Annotated in this window: 15 protein-coding genes; 14 read left to right on the top strand and 1 reads right to left on the bottom strand. The window is 69.7% G+C overall.

Annotated elements, in window-relative coordinates:
- Window positions 1–43: 43 nt before the first annotated feature.
- The 11 genes from ABXS86_RS08090 (at window position 44) to ABXS86_RS08040 (ending at window position 13,527) form a co-directional block, all read left to right on the top strand.
- Complete coding sequence (locus ABXS86_RS08090; RefSeq protein WP_353666164.1) at window positions 44–2,506, top strand: transglutaminase domain-containing protein; 2,463 nt, start codon at window positions 44–46, stop codon at window positions 2,504–2,506.
- Window positions 2,503–4,134 carry a DUF5684 domain-containing protein gene (locus ABXS86_RS08085; protein ID WP_353666163.1) on the top strand — a complete coding sequence of 544 codons (1,632 nt, stop codon included), beginning with the start codon at window positions 2,503–2,505 and terminating at the stop codon, window positions 4,132–4,134. The genes ABXS86_RS08090 and ABXS86_RS08085 overlap by 4 nt, the downstream gene beginning before the upstream one ends.
- Window positions 4,131–4,964 carry a hypothetical protein gene (locus ABXS86_RS08080; protein ID WP_353666162.1) on the top strand — a complete coding sequence of 278 codons (834 nt, stop codon included), beginning with the start codon at window positions 4,131–4,133 and terminating at the stop codon, window positions 4,962–4,964. The genes ABXS86_RS08085 and ABXS86_RS08080 overlap by 4 nt, the downstream gene beginning before the upstream one ends.
- A gap of 350 nt (window positions 4,965–5,314) precedes the next feature.
- Complete coding sequence (gene rpsL, locus ABXS86_RS08075) at window positions 5,315–5,683, top strand: 30S ribosomal protein S12 (RefSeq protein ID WP_013584051.1); 369 nt, start codon at window positions 5,315–5,317, stop codon at window positions 5,681–5,683.
- A gap of 5 nt (window positions 5,684–5,688) precedes the next feature.
- The gene (rpsG, locus tag ABXS86_RS08070; RefSeq protein WP_144829781.1) at window positions 5,689–6,159 is read left to right on the top strand and encodes a 30S ribosomal protein S7; all 471 of its coding nucleotides are present in this window, start codon (window positions 5,689–5,691) and stop codon (window positions 6,157–6,159) included.
- An 87-nt stretch (window positions 6,160–6,246) separates the two neighbouring features.
- Entirely contained in the window at window positions 6,247–8,361 is a 2,115-nt protein-coding gene (fusA, locus tag ABXS86_RS08065; protein WP_144829778.1) for an elongation factor G, read from the top strand.
- A 161-nt stretch (window positions 8,362–8,522) separates the two neighbouring features.
- On the top strand, window positions 8,523–9,716 hold the full coding sequence (tuf, locus tag ABXS86_RS08060) for an elongation factor Tu (protein WP_307209076.1): 1,194 nt from the start codon (window positions 8,523–8,525) through the stop codon (window positions 9,714–9,716).
- A gap of 128 nt (window positions 9,717–9,844) precedes the next feature.
- Entirely contained in the window at window positions 9,845–10,129 is a 285-nt protein-coding gene (locus tag ABXS86_RS08055; protein ID WP_307209078.1) for a hypothetical protein, read from the top strand.
- A gap of 116 nt (window positions 10,130–10,245) precedes the next feature.
- A complete protein-coding gene (locus ABXS86_RS08050) occupies window positions 10,246–12,159 on the top strand; it encodes a DUF4012 domain-containing protein (protein ID WP_353666161.1) in 1,914 nt (637 codons plus the stop codon).
- A 146-nt stretch (window positions 12,160–12,305) separates the two neighbouring features.
- Window positions 12,306–12,839 (top strand): VanZ family protein, encoded by a 534-nt coding sequence (locus tag ABXS86_RS08045; protein WP_353666160.1) that lies wholly within the window; start codon window positions 12,306–12,308, stop codon window positions 12,837–12,839.
- A 91-nt stretch (window positions 12,840–12,930) separates the two neighbouring features.
- Window positions 12,931–13,527 carry a low molecular weight phosphatase family protein gene (locus tag ABXS86_RS08040; RefSeq protein ID WP_307209084.1) on the top strand — a complete coding sequence of 199 codons (597 nt, stop codon included), beginning with the start codon at window positions 12,931–12,933 and terminating at the stop codon, window positions 13,525–13,527.
- Between the two features lie 79 nt (window positions 13,528–13,606).
- On the opposite strand, the gene ABXS86_RS08035 is transcribed toward ABXS86_RS08040, so the two are convergent.
- A complete protein-coding gene (locus tag ABXS86_RS08035) occupies window positions 13,607–14,803 on the bottom strand; it encodes a hypothetical protein (protein ID WP_353666159.1) in 1,197 nt (398 codons plus the stop codon).
- 96 nt (window positions 14,804–14,899) lie between these two features.
- On the opposite strand from ABXS86_RS08035, the gene ABXS86_RS08030 reads away from it, so the two are divergent.
- The 3 genes from ABXS86_RS08030 (at window position 14,900) to ABXS86_RS08020 (ending at window position 18,869) form a co-directional block, all read left to right on the top strand.
- The gene (locus ABXS86_RS08030; protein WP_307209088.1) at window positions 14,900–16,279 is read left to right on the top strand and encodes a polysaccharide biosynthesis tyrosine autokinase; all 1,380 of its coding nucleotides are present in this window, start codon (window positions 14,900–14,902) and stop codon (window positions 16,277–16,279) included.
- An 80-nt stretch (window positions 16,280–16,359) separates the two neighbouring features.
- Entirely contained in the window at window positions 16,360–17,823 is a 1,464-nt protein-coding gene (locus tag ABXS86_RS08025; RefSeq protein ID WP_307209090.1) for a polysaccharide biosynthesis tyrosine autokinase, read from the top strand.
- Window positions 17,820–18,869: a glycosyltransferase family 4 protein gene (locus ABXS86_RS08020; RefSeq protein ID WP_353666158.1), complete on the top strand. Its 1,050-nt coding sequence runs from the start codon at window positions 17,820–17,822 to the stop codon at window positions 18,867–18,869. The genes ABXS86_RS08025 and ABXS86_RS08020 overlap by 4 nt, the downstream gene beginning before the upstream one ends.
- Window positions 18,870–18,884 lie beyond the last annotated feature (15 nt).

Here is an 18,884-nt window from a genome sequence, read left to right as displayed (position 1 = left end):
CGCCGGTCGTCGCGAGCGTCCGGCGCGAACGCGGGAGTCCTCCGTGCCCCGATGGGTGGCCGCATCGGCGTACACCGCGGTGTCGGTCGCCCTCGCGGCCGTCGCGGCGTGGCCGGTGTACGCCTCGGGGTCGTTCCTGCTGCTCGTGCTGGTGTCCTCGTTGGCGGCGACTGCGGTCGTCGTGCTCGCCGCGTGGCGGCGCGGGGGAGGGTGGGTGCTCGCCGCCGGGCTGGTCGGCGCGTTCGCCGTGCTCGCCGTGCCGCTGGCCGTCCCCTCGCGACTGAGCTCGCCGCTCGACGTGCTGCGTGGGCTGGGTGAGGCGTTGGCGGGTGTCATCGTCGCCTGGAAGGACCTGGTCACCGTCGACCTGCCGGTCGGCGCGTACCGCAATCTGCTCGTCCCGGCGCTCGTGGTGTTCCTCGTCGGCACAGCCCTCACCCTGGCCCTCGCGGCCCGCACCGACCGGCGCGCTCCCGCGGCGGTGGTGCCGGGCCTGGCGATGACCGGGTTCGGGCTCTTCTTCGGCCGGACCTCCACCAGTGCTCCGCTCCCGATCGGGGCGGTGTCGCTGCCGGCTCCCGTCGAGACCGCCGTCGGACTCGCCGCTCTGCTGTCTGCCGTGCTCTGGCTCGCCTGGCGTGCGCGCGACGAACGCGCCCGCGCGCTGCGGAGGGCCGCCGACGTGACCGCGGTGCAGGTGTTGCGCGGTCGCTCGCGCACCGACTCCCGACGCGGAGCGCTCGGCGTCGCGATGATCGTCGTCGCGATCGTCGCCACCGTCGCCGTGGTGCCGTGGGCCTCCCGCGACGCCGACCGCCAGGTGCTGCGAGCGGCCGCCGGTCCGCAGCGTCTGATCGCCGAGGCGGTCAGCCCGCTCGCGCAGTACCGGGCGATGTTCTCCGACGCCCGCAGCGACGACGTGCTGTTCCGCGTCCGCAGCGACGACGGCGCCCTGCCCGAGCGCATCCGCATCGCGACCCTCGACACGTACGACGGCGAGATCTTCCGCGCCTCGGGAGACGAGGGGACGGGCTTCGTGCGACTGCCGTCCACCCGCGACGCGGGCACGGGGCGCCCCGTCTCCGCCGACGTCGACATCGTCGATCTGGGCGGTATCTGGATGCCCACCGCGGGCAGCCTGGCGGCGGCGACCTTCGAGGGCGAGCGCCGCGCGCAGCTCGCCGACCGCTTTTACTACAGCGCCGACGCCGAGGCGGGCGTGCAGACGGCCGACGGCGGACTCGAACCGGGCGACTCCTATCGCATCGACGCGGTCGAGGCCGCACCCGAAGATCTCGCCGCCCTGACGCCTCCCGGTGCCGTCGGCGCGACGGCCGGAGGCGAAAACCTCCGCCGCTGGGTGGAGGAGCACGCCGACGGATCCGACGGTGCGGCCCTGCAGGCGCTCGTGCAGTTGCTCCGCGAGCGCGGCTACCTCAGCCACAGTCTCGCGCCGGAGGGGGCCGCGCCGCCGGCCTGGACCGCGGACCTGCCCGGGTACCAGCTGCAGCCCAGCGCCTCCGGTCACTCGCTTGCCCGCATCGACCGCATGTTCGAGCGGTTGCTCGAGCGCGAAGACGACCCCCGGGCCGCGGCATCCGGAAACTACGTGGCCGCCGTCGGCGACGACGAGCAGTTCGCCGTGGCGACGGCGCTCATCGCGCACGAACTCGGCTTTCCGGCCCGCGTCGTCGTGGGAACGCGTCTGTCGTCGCCGGACAGCGCGCTTCCGACCTGCGAGGCAGGGGAGTGCCGCGCGCGCGATCTCGTCGCCTGGACGGAGGTCGAGGGCGACGACGGTCGGTGGACGCCGATCGACGTGACCCCGCAGTGGGAGCAGTCGCCGAGCCTTGAGGTCACCCAGCAGCAGGATCCCGAGAACGTGACGGAGGTGCGCCCCGACACGGTGGACGAGGTCGTTCCGCCCGAGCCCGTGCAGGAGGACAACTCCCTCGACGACGATCAGCGCGCCGACGACGGCGTCGATCTGGCCTGGCTCTGGCCGATCCTGCGCGTGACGGGTCTCGCGCTGCTCGCCCTTCTCATCGTGTTCGGTCCCTTCCTCGCCGTCGTGATCGCCAAGGCCGTGCGCCGCCGCGGTCGGCGCCGCGACCCCGACCCCCGCTCCGCGATCGCGGGCGGATGGGACGAGTACGTCGACGCCGGGGTGGATGCCGGTCGCACCGTGCCGCGCGCCCCCACCCGACGCGAGGTCGCCGACGCGTTCGCGACCCCGTCGGGGGCGCGGCTCGCAGACGACGCCGACCGCGCCGTGTTCGCGGGTGGAGCGGTGACGGCCGACGAGGTGGCGGAGTTCTGGAGCATCGTCGACGCCGAGCGGCGTGTGCTGGTGCGTCAGCGAGGCTTCTGGCGGCGCGTGCGCGCGGCCGTATCGTTGAGATCGTTCCTGCGGTTCCTCGCTCCGCGCTCCGCGCGCACGAGATCCCCGCATCGCGACGAGAGGGGGAAGCGTCCCACCGCCCCGGGAGGACGCGACACGACATGACCGATTCGACCATGGTGGTTCTCGGCGCGAGCACTCTCGCTCTCGTCGTCGTCGTGTACGTGTGGTTCGCCCTCGCCCTCGCCGCGGTGTTCCGCAAGACCGGTGAGCCGGTCTGGAAGGCCTGGGTCCCGATCGTGAACGTGGCCACCGTGCTGAAGCTCGGCGGGTTCTCGCCGTGGTTCGTGCTCATCAACCTGGTTCCGCTCTTCGGAACGCTCACCTTCGTGATCCTCTTCATCATCGCGGTGCACCGCATCACGGTGGGCTTCGGCGCCGGTGCGGGCATGACGGTGGTCGGCGCGATCTTCCCCGTCGTGTGGGCGAGCATCCTCGGCTTCGGCTCCGCGCGGTGGGAGGGCGATGCGCCCCGCGGTCCCGACGAGCAGTCGGCGCCCGTGCGCCGCGGGCAGGACTTCCAGGGGCCGTACGTTCCGCTTGTCGGCGGATGGACCCCCGCGCCCGAGTCCCGTTCCGGCGACGGGAGCCGCGACGGCGAGGAGCATGCTCCGGATGCCGCTGATGCGCCCGTCGAGCCGGCTCCGGTGTCCGAGCCGGTGATCGTGCCGTTCGCCGCTCCGACCGGTTCGCTCGCCGATGCCGTGCCCGCGTCCGGTGGATGGGGTCCTCCGCCCGGTCTGCGTCCCGCGGAGTTCGATGACCGCCGTCGCTCCACGCCCGCCGTCTCCGACGAGCAGATCGCGCCCGCCGAGCGGCCGGCCGTCGCCGCGGCATCCGGATCCTCGGTCTTCGAGGTGCTCGACGCCCTCCGTGACGGTGCCGACGACGACGCGCCGTCCCGCCGATCCACCCCGGCCGCGGCGGACGACGACGCCTCTTCCCGGAGCGCCGCCCGTGCCGTCCCGCCGACGGCCGACGACGACGCGTCGACCCGTGCACTGGTGATCCCCGGCGCGCCGTCGTCATGGACTCCCGCGCCGGTCGAGCCCGCACCCCCGGCCGTCGATGAGCAGTCCGACCCGATCGCCCCGTGGGCGACGCCCGCGCGCCGCACGACCCACTCCGACGCGGCGGCCCCGATCGCCGAGGTGCCGTTGACCCGGCCCGCCCCCGAGCCCGTGCCCGCGCCGCGCGCGTCGGCGCCCGCACCGGCCGACGAGTTCCCCGAGCTCTCCGAGGCGGTCTCCGCGGTTCCCGATGCTCCGGATGCCGGCTCCCCGCGCTCCGCACGCACGTCGGTGTCGTCGTTGTACACGCGACCCGAGGTGCCGGCCGTGGCATCCGACGACGACGACTTCGACGCCCTCGACCGCACGGTGGTGACAAAGCGCAAGCGGATCCCGTGGGCCCTCGTGCCTCCGAGCGGGGCGCCCATCGATCTGACCTCGACCGTGGTCATCCTGGGGCGCCGTCCCGCTGCCGACAACGCCTTCCCCGACGCGCAGCTCGTGTCGATCGCCGACGAGACCCGCACGGTCTCGAAGACCCACGCGCGCCTGCAACTGCGCGGCGAGACGTGGTTCGTCACCGATCTCGACTCCACCAACGGCGTCCTGTTCGCGACGCTGATGGGCACCGAGGTCGAAGCCCCTCCCGGCGAGGAGATCGAGGCGGGGGAGCGGTTCTTCCTCGGCGACGCGGAGGTGCGGCTCGCGCGGAGCAGCGCGTGAGCGGCCCGCACGACCGTCCCGACGAGGTCACGCTCTGGGCCGGGCGTCTGCGCGCGTGGCCGGCTCCTCCGGCGAACGACGACGCCGCTGCGGTGGAGGTCGACGACGACACGGTGCGCGTGCATCCCGCCGGACCGGATGCCGAACCGGATGCCGACACGGTGCTGTCCCGCCGCGCTCGAGCCGCCGATGACACGGTCGTCTCGACGACGGACGACGACGGGATCGGCACGACCGCACCGCGGCGTGCAGCGAGGCCGTCCGCTGCGGCGCCCGACCTCGACGACGAGACGATCCGTCGCCCCGCCACGGCAGCCGTCCCGGACCTCGACGACGCGACCCTGCGCCGTGCCCCGGCCGAGGTCGAGGGCCTCGATGACGAGATCATCCGTCGCCCCGCCCCCGCGGCGGCCCCCGACCTCGATGACGCCACCCGGCGCCGGCCCGGCCCCGAGTCGCCGGGCATCGATGAGGACACCCGCCCGCGCGCCGCGCCCGCGCGCGGCGACGACGACACCGCCGCGGGGTCCCGTCGGAGCCGTCGCGAGGCGGCGGCGCGCCCGGCCCCCTCCGAGGCGCCCCTGCCACCCGTCGTCTCGCGCGAAGCGCGCGTACCCGCCGCCCTTCGCAGTGACGTCTACGCACCCCGCACCGACGGACCCGTGCGCGTCGAACGCGCGCTCCCGGTTCCCCGTGCGTCCGCGACCGACGCCGCGGTCGTCCGCCCGCGCTCCGAGCGCCGCGGGGCCGGTCGCGTCGTGGTGCTGGCCGTCGTCGTGGTCGTGATCGTCGCGGCGGCTGTCGTGGGTGCGGTGGTCCTGCTCGGCTGAGGAGCCGCATCCGGCACACTCCCAGCCGGGGGACTCGCGGACGTTTGCCGCACCCCCGGAGAACGCGTATCATTGACCGGGTGTGCGTTCACGCGCGCCGTGCGTCATGCCCTCGGGCGGGTCGTGCGGATCAACGCTCGCACCATCTCAGGGATCGGCCTGCGAACAGGTCGCCCCCACGGCATATCCACCACGAATCGCGTCAGATCATTCTGTCGCGGGGTGGATCACACGTGAGCCCGACACGTCACGAATCGCAAGATGAGCGACATGACGGGGGAGACACGACGCTGTCACCGTGCAGCACCCTGGGCGCCCGAGAGGATCGCCCAGCCAATCAAGGAGAGAACGTGCCAACCATTCAGCAGTTGGTTCGCAAGGGCCGCTCGCCGAAGGTCTCGAAGACCAAGGCTCCCGCGCTGAAGTCGAACCCCCAGCAGGCCGGCGTGTGCACCCGCGTGTACACGACGACCCCCAAGAAGCCGAACTCGGCGATGCGCAAGGTCGCCCGCGTGAAGCTGCGCAACGGCACCGAGGTCACCGCGTACATCCCCGGTGAGGGCCACAACCTGCAGGAGCACTCGCTCGTGCTCGTCCGCGGTGGTCGTGTGAAGGACCTCCCCGGTGTCCGTTACAAGATCGTCCGTGGTGCGCTCGACACCCAGGCTGTCAAGAACCGTAAGCAGGCTCGTAGCCGCTACGGCGCGAAGAAGGGCTGAGAACAATGCCTCGTAAGGGTCCCGCCCCGAAGCGTCCCGTCGTCAACGACCCGGTGTACGGCGCTCCCATCGTCACCCAGCTGGTCAACAAGATCCTCGTCGACGGCAAGAAGTCCATCGCCGAGTCGATCGTCTACGACGCCCTCAAGGGCGTCGAGGCGAAGAACAGCCAGGACGCCGTCGCCACGCTGAAGAAGGCGCTCGACAACGTCCGTCCCACCCTCGAGGTCAAGAGCCGCCGCGTCGGTGGCTCGACCTACCAGGTTCCGGTCGAGGTCAAGCCGCACCGCGCGAACACCCTCGCGCTGCGCTGGCTCGTGAGCTACGCGAAGGGTCGTCGTGAGAAGACGATGACCGAGCGTCTGCAGAACGAGATCCTCGACGCCTCGAACGGCCTCGGTGCCGCGGTCAAGCGCCGCGAAGACACCCACAAGATGGCCGAGTCGAACCGCGCCTTCGCGCACTACCGCTGGTAAAACCCGCGGGGGGTCCGTGACCGCATCCCGGTCACGGACCCCCCGATGGGCCCGGCATCAACCTCCCAACAGGTAAGGAAGACACCCGTGGCACAAGACGTGCTCACCGACCTGACCAAGGTCCGCAACATCGGCATCATGGCGCACATCGATGCCGGCAAGACGACCACGACCGAGCGCATCCTGTACTACACGGGAACCAACCACAAGATCGGCGAGACCCACGACGGCGCCTCGACGACCGACTGGATGGAGCAGGAGCAGGAGCGTGGCATCACGATCACCTCCGCTGCTGTGACGTGCTTCTGGGACAAGAACCAGATCAACATCATCGACACCCCCGGTCACGTCGACTTCACCGTCGAGGTGGAGCGCTCGCTCCGCGTCCTCGATGGCGCCGTCGCCGTCTTTGACGGCAAGGAGGGCGTCGAGCCCCAGTCCGAGACCGTGTGGCGTCAGGCCGACAAGTACAACGTCCCCCGCATCTGCTTCGTCAACAAGATGGACAAGCTCGGCGCGGACTTCTACTTCACCGTCGACACCATCATCAACAAGCTCAAGGCGAAGCCGCTGGTCATCCAGCTGCCCATCGGCGTCGAGAACGACTTCATCGGTGTCGTCGACCTCGTCGAGATGCGCGCACTCGTCTGGGCGGGCGACGCCAAGGGTGATGTCACCATGGGCGCCAAGTACGACATCCAGGAAATCCCGGCCGACATGGCCGACGTCGTCGCGAAGTACCGCGAAGAGCTCCTCGAGACGGTCGCCGAGACCGACGAAGAGCTTCTCGAGAAGCACTTCGGTGGCGAAGAGCTCACCGTCGCCGAGATCAAGGCCGCCATCCGCAAGATGACGGTCAACTCGGAGATCTACCCGGTGCTCTGCGGCTCGGCGTTCAAGAACCGCGGTGTGCAGCCCATGCTGGACGCCGTCATCGACTACCTGCCGTCGCCCCTCGACGTGCCGGCCATCGAGGCGCACGACCCGAAGAACGAAGAGACGATCATCGAGCGGCACGCCGATCGTGAAGAGCCCTTCACCGCGCTGGCGTTCAAGATCGTCACGCACCCCTTCTTCGGTCGTCTGACCTACATCCGCGTGTACTCCGGTCACCTCGACTCGGGCGCGCAGATCGTCAACTCGACGAAGTCCAAGAAGGAGCGCATCGGGAAGATCTTCCAGATGTACGCCAACAAGGAGAACCCGGTTCCCTCGGTCACCGCCGGCCACATCTACGCGGTCATCGGCCTGAAGGACACCACGACCGGCGACACCCTCTGCGACGCGCAGAACCAGGTCGTCCTCGAGTCGATGACGTTCCCCGAGCCGGTCATCGAGGTCGCGATCGAGCCCAAGACCAAGGCCGACCAGGAGAAGCTGGGTCTCGCGATCCAGAAGCTGGCCGAAGAAGACCCGACGTTCCGTGTCGAGCAGAACAACGACACCGGCCAGACGGTCATCAAGGGCATGGGCGAGCTGCACCTCGACATCCTCGTGGACCGCATGAAGCGCGAGTTCAAGGTCGAGGCCAACGTCGGCAAGCCGCAGGTGGCGTACCGCGAGACGATCAAGAAGACCGTCGAGCGTCACGACTACACCCACAAGAAGCAGACCGGCGGTTCGGGACAGTTCGCGAAGATCCAGTTCGCGCTCGAGCCCCTCGAGGTCACGGCCGACAAGACCTACGAGTTCGAGAACAAGGTCAGCGGTGGTCGTATCCCGCGCGAGTACATCTCGCCGACCGACCAGGGCTTCCAGGACGCCATGAACGTCGGCGTGCTCGCCGGCTACCCCATGGTGGGCGTCAAGGCGATCCTGCTCGATGGCGCGTCGCACGACGTCGACTCCTCGGAAATGGCGTTCAAGATCGCCGGCTCCATGGGTTTCAAGGAAGCGATCCGCAAGGCCAACCCCGTCATCCTCGAGCCGCTCATGTCGGTCGAGGTCCGTACTCCCGAGGAGTACATGGGCGACGTCATCGGTGACCTGAACTCGCGTCGTGGGCAGATCCAGTCGATGGAAGACGCCCAGGGTGTCAAGGTCGTGCGGGCGCTCGTCCCGCTGTCCGAGATGTTCGGCTACATCGGCGACCTGCGCTCGAAGACCTCGGGCCGCGCCGTGTACTCGATGGAGTTCGACAGCTACGCCGAGGTTCCTCGCGCCGTCGCTGACGAGATCGTCCAGAAGAACAAGGGCGAGTAACACCGCTCTCACGGATGCCGGGAATCCCGGGTTCTGCTCGGGTTCCCGGCATCCGCTCAAACTGAATACCGACTCTCTAGTAATCTGAGAACCATCCCCGCGAAGAATCGGTCGCAATCCAGTGCCCGAGACGTCGCAACCAACGTCCTGAGGAGGACCCAGTGGCTAAGGCCAAGTTCGAGCGGACCAAGCCGCACGTGAACATCGGAACGATCGGTCACGTCGACCACGGCAAGACCACGCTCACCGCTGCCATCTCGAAGGTGCTCGCCGACAAGTTCCCGTCGGCCACCAACGTTCAGCGCGACTTCGCGTCGATCGACTCGGCGCCCGAAGAGCGTCAGCGCGGCATCACGATCAACATCTCGCACGTCGAGTACGAGACCCCCAAGCGTCACTACGCTCACGTCGACGCCCCGGGTCACGCCGACTACATCAAGAACATGATCACCGGTGCCGCTCAGATGGACGGCGCGATCCTCGTGGTCGCCGCCACCGACGGCCCGATGGCTCAGACCCGTGAGCACGTTCTGCTCGCCAAGCAGGTCGGCGTTCCCTACCTGCTCGTCGCGCTGAACAAGAGCGACATGGTCGACGACGAGGAGATCCTGGAGCTCGTCGAGCTCGAGGTTCGCGAGCTTCTGTCGTCGCAGGACTTCGATGGTGACAACGCTCCCGTCATCCGCGTCTCGGGCCTCAAGGCTCTCGAGGGTGACGAGCAGTGGGTCAACTCGATCGTCGAGCTCATGGAAGCCGTCGACGAGTCCATCCCCGACCCGGTGCGTGACAAGGACAAGCCGTTCCTCATGCCCATCGAGGACGTCTTCACCATCACCGGTCGTGGAACGGTCGTCACGGGTCGCGCCGAGCGCGGTACCCTCGCGATCAACTCCGAGGTCGAGATCGTCGGCATCCGCCCGACGCAGAAGACCACGGTCACGGGTATCGAGATGTTCCACAAGCAGCTCGACGAGGCCTGGGCCGGCGAGAACTGTGGTCTGCTCCTCCGCGGCACCAAGCGTGACGACGTCGAGCGTGGCCAGGTCATCGTCAAGCCCGGTTCGGTGACCCCGCACACCAACTTCGAGGGCACGGCGTACATCCTGTCCAAGGAAGAGGGCGGCCGTCACAACCCGTTCTTCACGAACTACCGCCCGCAGTTCTACTTCCGCACCACCGACGTGACCGGCGTCATCACGCTGCCCGAGGGCACCGAGATGGTCATGCCCGGTGACACCACGGAGATGTCGGTCGAGCTCATCCAGCCGATCGCCATGGAAGAGGGCCTCGGCTACGCGATCCGTGAGGGTGGCCGCACCGTCGGTGCCGGTACCGTCACCAAGATCGTCAAGTAAGTCCTTCCAGACTTCACTCGGCACAGGCCGGGCCTTCGGGCCCGGCCTTTGTCGTTCCCGGGGGGACGTGCCTTCCTCTCCAGCATTCCGGCCGGGGCGCATGCGAGCCGCCCGGTAGAGTCGCTCGGGTGAATTCCTTGTCCCGTCTGCTCGGTGTGCTGTCCCTGCTGCTTGCGATCGCCGCCGTCGCGGTACCCGTCGTGGGTGTCGCCGTGCTTCTGCTCGCGGGCTCGGGCACCGTCGTCGCGCAGGCGGTGGGCACCGGTCTCGCGATCGCCGCAGTGGGCGTGGTCCTTGCGGTCATCGGGTTCTTCGTCGGCCGCCGCGGACAGGCGACGGCCATGCCCGTGGTCGGCGGGCTCACGTCGGCGTGCGTCGCCGCCGGCATCCTGATCGCCCTGCCCTTCGTCTGAGGCGTCTCCGACGGGAGGCCGACGCGAGCCCGGTTCGTCCGGGCGATCCCGCGGGTGTCCGCGGAGCGCAATCGCGCCCCAAGGACGTCCAGGGAGCCTCAACTAGAATTCATCCCATGGGTGAACGTCTGCGACGAGATGCGAGAAGTCAGGCGACACGAGGAGATTCCGACCTCGACGTCTTCGACTCGACGCCGACGGACGCCCCCCCGCGTCGGTCGCGGTACGACGACGAAGACGACGCCCCGCGACGCCGCGTCTGGCCGTGGGTCGTCGGCGGAGTGTTCGGGGTCGTGGGCGGCGCCGCCGCCTTCGCCGGCATCCTGGGTGCCACCCTCGCCGTGCAGGCCCTCGAAGTGCGTGACGACCTGCTGGCGGCGAAGTCGTCGATCTCGAGCCTCGGTCCGCTCGCCGAAGCCCGTGACGAGGCCGGGCTCCAGCAGGCCGCCGCCGACCTGAGCGAGCGCACGTCGCGCGCTGCCGCCACCGTGAACACCCCGCTGTGGGACATGGCGTCGCAGTTCCCGGTCGTCGGGGTGAACATCGACGCCGTCTCCCGCGTGACCCGCGCCGCGGACATCCTGGTGCAGGATGCCCTTCCGCCCGGCATTCAGCTGCTCGCGCAGACCGACCTGTCGAAGCTCACCCTCGACGGGGGCGGCATCAACCTCCAGCCGTTCGTCCAGGCCCAGGACGCCCTACCGGCGATGTCGCAGGCATTCAGGGCGGCCAAGGCCGAGACCGATGGCATCGACTCGGACCAGCTCCTCTCGCCCGTCAGCGGTCCCGTCGACGAGATCCGCGACGTGGTCGATCGCGCGGCTCCCGCCCTCGACATCGCGAACCGGTACCTGCCGACCCTGCTCGACATCGCGGGGGCGAACGGTCCGAAGAAGTACCTCGTGGTCTTCCAGAACAACGCCGAGAGCCGCGCGACCGGAGGAAACCCCTCCGCGAACATCATCATGGACGTCGACCAGGGCGCGTTCTCGCTGCTCGACCAGGGCGGGCCGAGCACGTTCTACGGTCCCGAGGGCGCCGGCGTGCAGTTCACCGACCTCCCGGCCGAGACCATGTCGCTGTACCCCTCGTCGTTCGCGCACTACTCGCAGGACAACACCATGACGCCGGACTTCCCGACGACGGCGCAGCTCTTCAGCGACGCCTACACGGAGGTGAACGGAGGCCGGTTCGACGGTGTCATCTCGATCGACCCCGTCGTGCTCTCGCACATGCTCCAGGTCGCAGGCCCCGTCGACGTCGCGGGTCAGCAGATCAACGGCGACAACGCCGTGAAGGTGCTGTTGAGCGACGCGTACCAGAAGTTCCCCACGGCACGCAGCTCCGACGCCTTCTTCGCCGCGGTGTCCGACAAGGTCTTCCGCCACCTGACGTCGACCAAGTGGGACCCGACGAAGATGCTCGATGCACTCACGCAGTCGGCCGAAGAGAAGCGCATCAATCTCTCGTTCACCTCTCCCGAGGCGCAGCAGCTGGTCACCGAGGTCGGCCTCGACGGGGGCCTGCGCACCGACAACACGGTCAAGACGCAGGTGGGGACCTATCTGAACGACTACTCGGTCGGAAAGCTCGAGTACTACCTCACGCAGTCCGTGTCCGCCGTCTGCGACCCCACCGCGCGCACCATCACCACCACGACCACTCTGTCGAGCTCGGTGCCGACCGAGGGGCGCAGCGCCTACACGCTGGGTGAGCGCAACGCGGCGAACGGCCTGCCCGCGACTTCGATGATGCTGAACGTGCTGTTCTTCGCTCCTCCCGGGGGAGAGCTCGTCTCGACCGATCCCGCCTCGAGCGATCGCGGCGGTTTCGACCGGTCGGGCACGGAGAAGGGCAACACCGCGGTGAACCGACTGGTCGTCCTGCCGACGGGGGAGACCCGGGCGCTCACCTCGACGGTGAAGCTGCCCGACGGTCCGCTCGGTCCGCTCGAGCTGCGGCATTCGCCGACCGCCACCGACACGTCGGTGACCGTCGACGCCTCGTGCGGTTCGCTGTTCGGGCAGTGACGAGTGCACCGGCCGTGCGCGGGTCGCTCCCGGCGGGCCGGTAGTGTGACTGTCTCGTACGCCAGCGAGCTTCGACCCGCTCCCGAATGATGGAGGCTGCTCTGCTTCCCCTTCCCGGACAGGCCCCGCCGCGCAGCCACGCGCGCGTGGGGAGCGCGTCGGTGCTGCTGTTGATCTACGCGGCGGTCGTGGCGGCGATGACCATGTCGCCCACGCCGTTGGACCGTGGATACCAGGGCGCGATCTCGCGCTTCCTCGCCGTGCTGCACCGCAACGGAGTGCCGGAGTGGTTCGGGTACCCGCAGTTGGAGTTCAGCGCCAACATCGCCATGTTCGTCCCCCTGGGCTTCCTCGTCGGTCTCGTGGTCCCTCGCCGGTTCTTCTGGCTCGCGCTCGTCATCGTGCCGGCGACCTCCGCGGTGATCGAGGTGCTGCAGGGGCTCTTCCTCTCGCAGCGGTTCGCGAGCGTGTTCGACGTGCTCGCCAACACGATCGGCGGGTACATCGGCGTCGCGATCGTGATCGTGCTGCGCGTGTTCGTCGAGGGTCGTGACCGCAAGATCGTGGCCCGGGCGCTGTGGGAACGCAATGTCGCAATGATGAACGCCCAGCGCGCCGCCGTCCCTCCTCGACCGGATTCCGCAGGCCCCCGCCCCGCGCCGCGGACGGATCGCCGATGACGGCCTCGTCCTCGGCATCCGCGAGTGCCTTTCCCCCCACCCCCATCCCCGCGCGCCGATCGGTTCGCGCGCGAACGAAGACGGAGTTCCGATGATCGAGATCATGACCGTGTGCACGGGCAACGTGTGCCGTTCGCCCCTGGCCGCCACGATGCTGGCGACCCGGCTCGCCGACCTCGACGTGAAGGTCACCAGCGCCGGCACGTACGGGCTGCAGGGCGAGTCGATGACCGACGAGACGAAGCGCCTGGCGGCGCAGCTGGCCGTCGATCCCGCGCTGATCGAGGGCCACCGGGCGACCTACCTCACCGAAGCCCACCTGCGCACCCCCGACCTCATCCTCGCGATGAGTCGCGAGCACCGACGCCGCATCGTCGAGCTCAACCCGGCACGGCTGCGGTCCACGCTGACGTTGCGCGAGTTCGCGCGGCTCGCGGCGGAGGTTCCGGATGCCGACATCGTCGGCGATGCGGCTGCCGCGGGCGACGACGACTCGCGGCGGCTGAAGGCGGCCATCGATGCCGTGACCGGCGTGCGCGGCCTGACGCCTCCTCCCGCGGACCCGGCCGACGACGACATCGTCGACCCGTACCGCCGGTCGTGGGAGACCTACGAGCTCACCGCGTCGCAGTTGGCCCCCGCCGTGGAGCAGGTCGTGCGCGTCGTGCGGCTCGCGCTCACGCGCTGACCCCGCTCCCGGCAGACAACTGCGGCCCGCGACCCTCGGTGAGGGTGCGGGCCGCAGTGGTGTGGAGCTCGGAGAATTGTCAGCCGACGATAACGGGGGCCACCGCGGCGGGAGTACCCGTGGGACTGGGGTCAGGGTCGGGGACGGGCTCCTGAGGCGGCGTCGTGGCAGGAGGCTGCTCCTGGGGAGGTGTCGACGGCTGCGGCTGCTGCTCTTGCTGCTGCTGCTCCTGCTGTTCCCGCAGCTGTTGCTGACGCTGCAGCTCCTGCTGGCGACGACGCTCCGCTTCGGCGGCGGCCTGTCGGTCGGCTTCCTCGATCTCCGCCGTGCGCTGCCCCGTCTTCAACGCGGCCACGGCGTTCACGAAGTCGCTGATGGCGCTGGGCGAGGTGTGGCTCTCGACGGTGGCCACGCGCGCGGCGAGGCTGGTGACGTTGGTGCGCAGCGTCTCATCGGCCAGGTCGTTCTCGGAGACGAGCGTGGTGGCCACGGCGGGCAGCTCGCGGCCGACTCCGGCGACGGCCTCCTCGAAAGGCTGCACCGTCTTCTCCAGCGTCGTGCGCAGGTCGTCCAGTTGCGCGGACGCCTCCTGCGCCTCGCGCGTGCGGGTGTCCACGAGGTCGATCGCCGTTCCGACCGACTCGAGTGAGTCGCCGTCGATCGCGGGACGTCGGTACGCGGCGAGCTGGTCGGGCATCTTCACGCCGTCGATCTCCGCCAGCAGCGCCTGACGCGCGGTCTCCGCGGTGGCGACGGCGGGGATCTCGGCGATCTGGGCGAGCGAGGCGAGCGGAGCGGCGAGAGCCTCGGCGTCGCTCTTCGCCGTCTGGCGGGACTGCTCGAGGGCCGAGATGCTGCTGTTGACCCGTTCGATGCTGTTGGCGAGCACCGCCTCATTGGCCGTGAGGGTGTTGAGGGCATCCGAGGCGGGAGAGGCCGACGCCACCGAGATGCCCACCAGGGTCGAGGCCGATACGACCGAGACGACGGCGAGGGCGGCGGCGCCGATCGACAGCCAGTCGCGGCCGCTGCGGCTGCGGCGCAGGCGGCCGGGCTTCTTCACCCCACGCAATTCGGGCTCGGCGACGCGACGGCTGCCGATCAGGGCGTTCAGTGCCTGCACCTCGTCGGCGAAGTCGGTGTGCGTCGACGTGACGCGGGGCGCCCCATCGAACATCGCCTCGAGGCGCCGATCGGTTGCAGGGTCACCGAGAGTGGTGCGGACGCGTTCGTCGCGTCGCCGCTGGGAAGCGAAAAGGTCCTGCATTCGAGTCATGAGAATTTTCTTGGCGCGTAGTGTGAAAAGATCGTGCGTCGGCATTCAATGCTAACCGGGGCGGACGGTCCCGTTCAGCGCTCGGAGGATTTGCTTTTGCTTTTGCGTGACGTGCTCGCTGCTATTCGGCGCGGCTGGCTGCTCGTCGTCGCTTGCATGGCGATCGGCGCCGCGGCGGGAACGGCTCTCGCCGTGCTGACTCCCACGACCTACAAGGCCTCGGTCGAGCTGTACGTGGCAGCTGAGACGAATGGCACGCCGAACGGCCTGATCCAGGGCCGCAGCTACGTCCGCCAGTCGCTCGAGAGTTTCGTCGACCTGGTCTCGAGCGCTGTCGTCGTCGACCCCGTCATCGCTCAGCTCGGGCTCTCCGGCAATGACGACAATGTCGAAAGCCGCATTTCGGCTGAGAATCCGGCGAGTACGCAGACGATCGTCATCACGGCGACGGATGCCGTCCCGAGCGAGGCCTCGCAATTGGCCAATGCGGTGGCGGAAAGCTTCACGACCGTCGTCGAGAGACAGCTTCAGGCTCCTCGCGGCACCGAGGGTGTCGGACTGCTCCGCGTCGAGACGGTCAGCCCCGCGCGCGTTCCGCTGGAGCCCTCGGCCCCGGATTACCGTCTGAACCTCCTCCTGGGCCTCGCGCTCGGCGCCGGCGCCGGCATCATCCTGGCGATCATCCGCACGATCATCGACACGCGCATCCACACGGCGGCTAGCGTCGAGTCGATCCTGTCGGCACCGATCCTGGGCGGTATCCCCTTCGACCCCGACGCCGCCAAGCGACCCCTGATCGTGCAGGAGTCGCCCCGCGATCCGCGGTCCGAGGCGTTCCGTCGTGCACGCACGGCGCTGCAGTTCGTCAACTTCGACGGACGCGCGCCCGTCTACGTGGTCACCAGCGCCAACCCGGGCGAGGGCAAGTCGACCACCAGTGCGAACCTGGCCCTGGCCCTCGCCGAGGACGGCTCGAGCGTCGCGCTCGTCGACGCCGACATGCGCAAGCCGCGCACCGCGCAGATCTTCGGCATCGAAGGCGGCGCCGGACTGTCGACCGTCCTGGCGGGTGCTGCACCGCTGTCCGCCCTGCTGCAGCCGTACGGCTCCGGGCGCCTGTTCGTGCTCCCCGCCGGCGCGCAGCCGCCGAACCCGGCGGAGCTGGTGGGCTCGCCCACGATGGAGGCGACGCTCGACACGCTGCGTCAGGCCTTCGACTACGTGATCGTCGACTGCCCGCCGGTGCTGCCGGTGACCGACGCCGCCGTGCTGGCGCGCTTCGCCACCGGGGCCATCCTGGTCGCGGCGTCCGGCTCCACCCGCAAGCCCCAGCTCGCCGACGCCGCCAAGGCGCTGTCGGCGGCCGATGTGCGCCTTCTCGGCGTCATCCTGACCAAGCTGCCGACCCGGGGGCCCGACACCTACGGGTACGGCGCCTACACGTACGGCATGACGCACCAGCCGACCGACGCATGACGTCTGCCCGATGGGGGTATGACAGGATACAAAAGGGGCGCGACAGCTGTGCCCCACGACTGTGATTGAGGGAATTCACCGTGGAGTTGCGCGACTACATCCGGATCCTGCACCGAAATTGGGTGCTGATCCTGGTGCTCACGATCCTCGGCGGAGCCGGCGGATTCGGCTATGCGGCGACGCAGACGCCCCAGTACCAGTCCACCACGCGCCTGTACGTGTCGGTGCAGGCCGATAGCGCCGATCCCGCCACGGGCGACCTGGTGCAGGGCACCACGTTCGCCCGGCAGATCGTCGCGAGCTACGTCGACGTCGTCACGAGCGCGCTCGTGCTCCAGCCCGTCATCGACGACCTCAACCTCGACACCTCGGTGGGCGCGCTCGCCTCGAAGGTGACGGCCGAGGCACCGCTCAACACGGTCAACATCAACATCACCGTCACTTCCACGAGCGGCGCGCAGAGCGCCAAGCTCGCCGACGCGATCGCCTCGAGCCTGGTGGACGCCGTCCAGACCACGCTCGAGCCGCCGGTCAGCGAGGGCGCGGCCAGCCCGGTGCGTCTGACGGTCGTCCAGCCCGCGGTCGAGCCCACCACCCCCTTCAGCCCGCGCATCCCGGTGATCGTCGTCGTCGCGGCCCTCTTCGGCCTCGTCGTCGCCGTGCTGCTGTCCATCCTCCGCAACGCGCTCGACACCCGCGTGCGCACGCTGAAAGACCTCGAATCGCTCACCGAGGCACCGCTGCTCGGTGGAATCGCGTTCGACCCCGAGGCCACGAAGCGTCCGCTCATCGTGCAGGAAGACCCCCGCAGCCCGCGGTCGGAGTCCTTCCGCGCACTGCGCACCAACCTGCAGTTCCTCAACGTCGAAGGCGGCCCCAAGCTCTTCGTCGTCACCAGCTCCGGCCCCGGTGAGGGCAAGTCCACCACTACGGCCAACCTCGCGATCGCCCTCGCCGAGACCGGCGCGCGCGTCGCTCTGCTCGACGGCGACCTGCGTCTGCCGCGCATCGCCGACTACATGGGCATCGAGGGCGGCGTCGGCCTCACCGACGTGCTCATCGGCCGCGTCGAAGTGGCGGACGTGCTGCAGAAGTGGGGTCGCGGTCAGCTGTTCGTGCTCCCCTCGGGCCCCGTCCCGCCGAACCCGGCCGAGCTCCTGGGCTCCGCCGCGATGTCGCAGCTGCTCGCGACGTTGACCGAGCACTTCGACTACGTCCTCATCGACGCGCCCCCGCTGCTGCTGGTCACCGATGCGGCCGTTCTCAGCAAGGTCACGCGCGGGGCGATCATGGTCGCCGCGTCCGGCAAGGCCAAGAAGCAGGAGTTCGAGGGCGCGTTGCGCACCCTGCAGACGGCCGGTGGCCGACTGGTCGGCGTCATCATGACGATGCTCCCGACCCGCGGCCCGGACAGCTACGGCTACGGCGCCTACTCCTACGGCGGCGACGCCGAGACCGGCTCCGCGTCGGGCTCTTCGTCGAAGCGTTCGGGCAAGCGCGCCTCGTCGCGTCCGAAGAAGAAGCGCAAGGTCTCCGCGAAGTGAGCTCCGAGGTCGATCACTCCACGTCCGTCGTGCACGTGGTCGATCGTCTCACCGGCGGCGTCCCGGTCGCGGTCTGCGACTACATCCGCAACTCGCCCCACGGCATCCGGCACACGATCCTGTCTCCGTGGGTCGACGGTCGGCCGTCGCCGATCTGGGACGACGTCGACGCGGCGCATCTCGACATGGGCGCTTCGCGTCTGCGGCAGCCCATGCGCACGCGCGCGGCCCTGCGGGGGAGCGACGCCGATGTGATCCATGCGCACTCGAGCTTCCCCGGTGCCTTCGTGCGACTCGTCCGGCCGTCCGGCATCCCCGTGGTCTACTCGCCGCACTGCTTCAAGTTCGACGACCCGAGCGTGTCGCGGGCGCTGCGCACCGCCGTCCGTGGCGCTGAGCGCCTCCTGGCGCGCCGGACGGACGTCTTCGCGGTCCTCTCCGGGCACGAGGCCGATCTGGCCCGTCAGCTCGGCGCAGGGGCGCGCGTGGCGCGTGTGCCCAACACGGCGTCGGTGCCTTCCCGAGCGCCCCGCACGCGCGAACACGACGCCCCCCGCCGCATCGGCATGGTCGGGCGCCTCGCGGGGCAGAAGGACCCGGCGATGATGATCGCCCTCGCGCGCGAGCTCGCCGCCGGCCCCGCCCCCGTCGAGGCGGTCTGGATCGGCGGCGGCGACGACGCGTGGACGCAGCGTCTGCAGGAGGCGGGCGTGCGGGTCACGGGGTGGCTGCGCAAAGACGAGGTCACGCGTGAACTCGACGCCCTCTCGCTCTACGTGCACACGGCCTCGTACGAGGGCTTCCCCCTCAGCGTGCTCGATGCCGCGGCTCGCGGCATCCCGGTCCTCGGACGCCGCATCCCCTCGCTCGACGAGGCGGGTCTGCTCACCTTCGAGTCCGCTTCGGACGGGGCGGCCGCCGTGCGTCGACTCCTCGACGACCCCGCGGCCCTGCGCGATGCGCAGGAGCGCGGCGAACGCATGCTCGCGCAGATGAACCCGACGACCCAGGCCGACGCGCTCGACGCCGTCTGGCGCGGGATCTGAGCCCCGCGGCATCCG

This window comes from Microbacterium sp. che218 (assembly GCF_040436305.1).
Lineage (GTDB): Bacteria > Actinomycetota > Actinomycetes > Actinomycetales > Microbacteriaceae > Microbacterium > Microbacterium algihabitans.
This window is presented reverse-complemented; position numbering and strand designations above follow the sequence as displayed.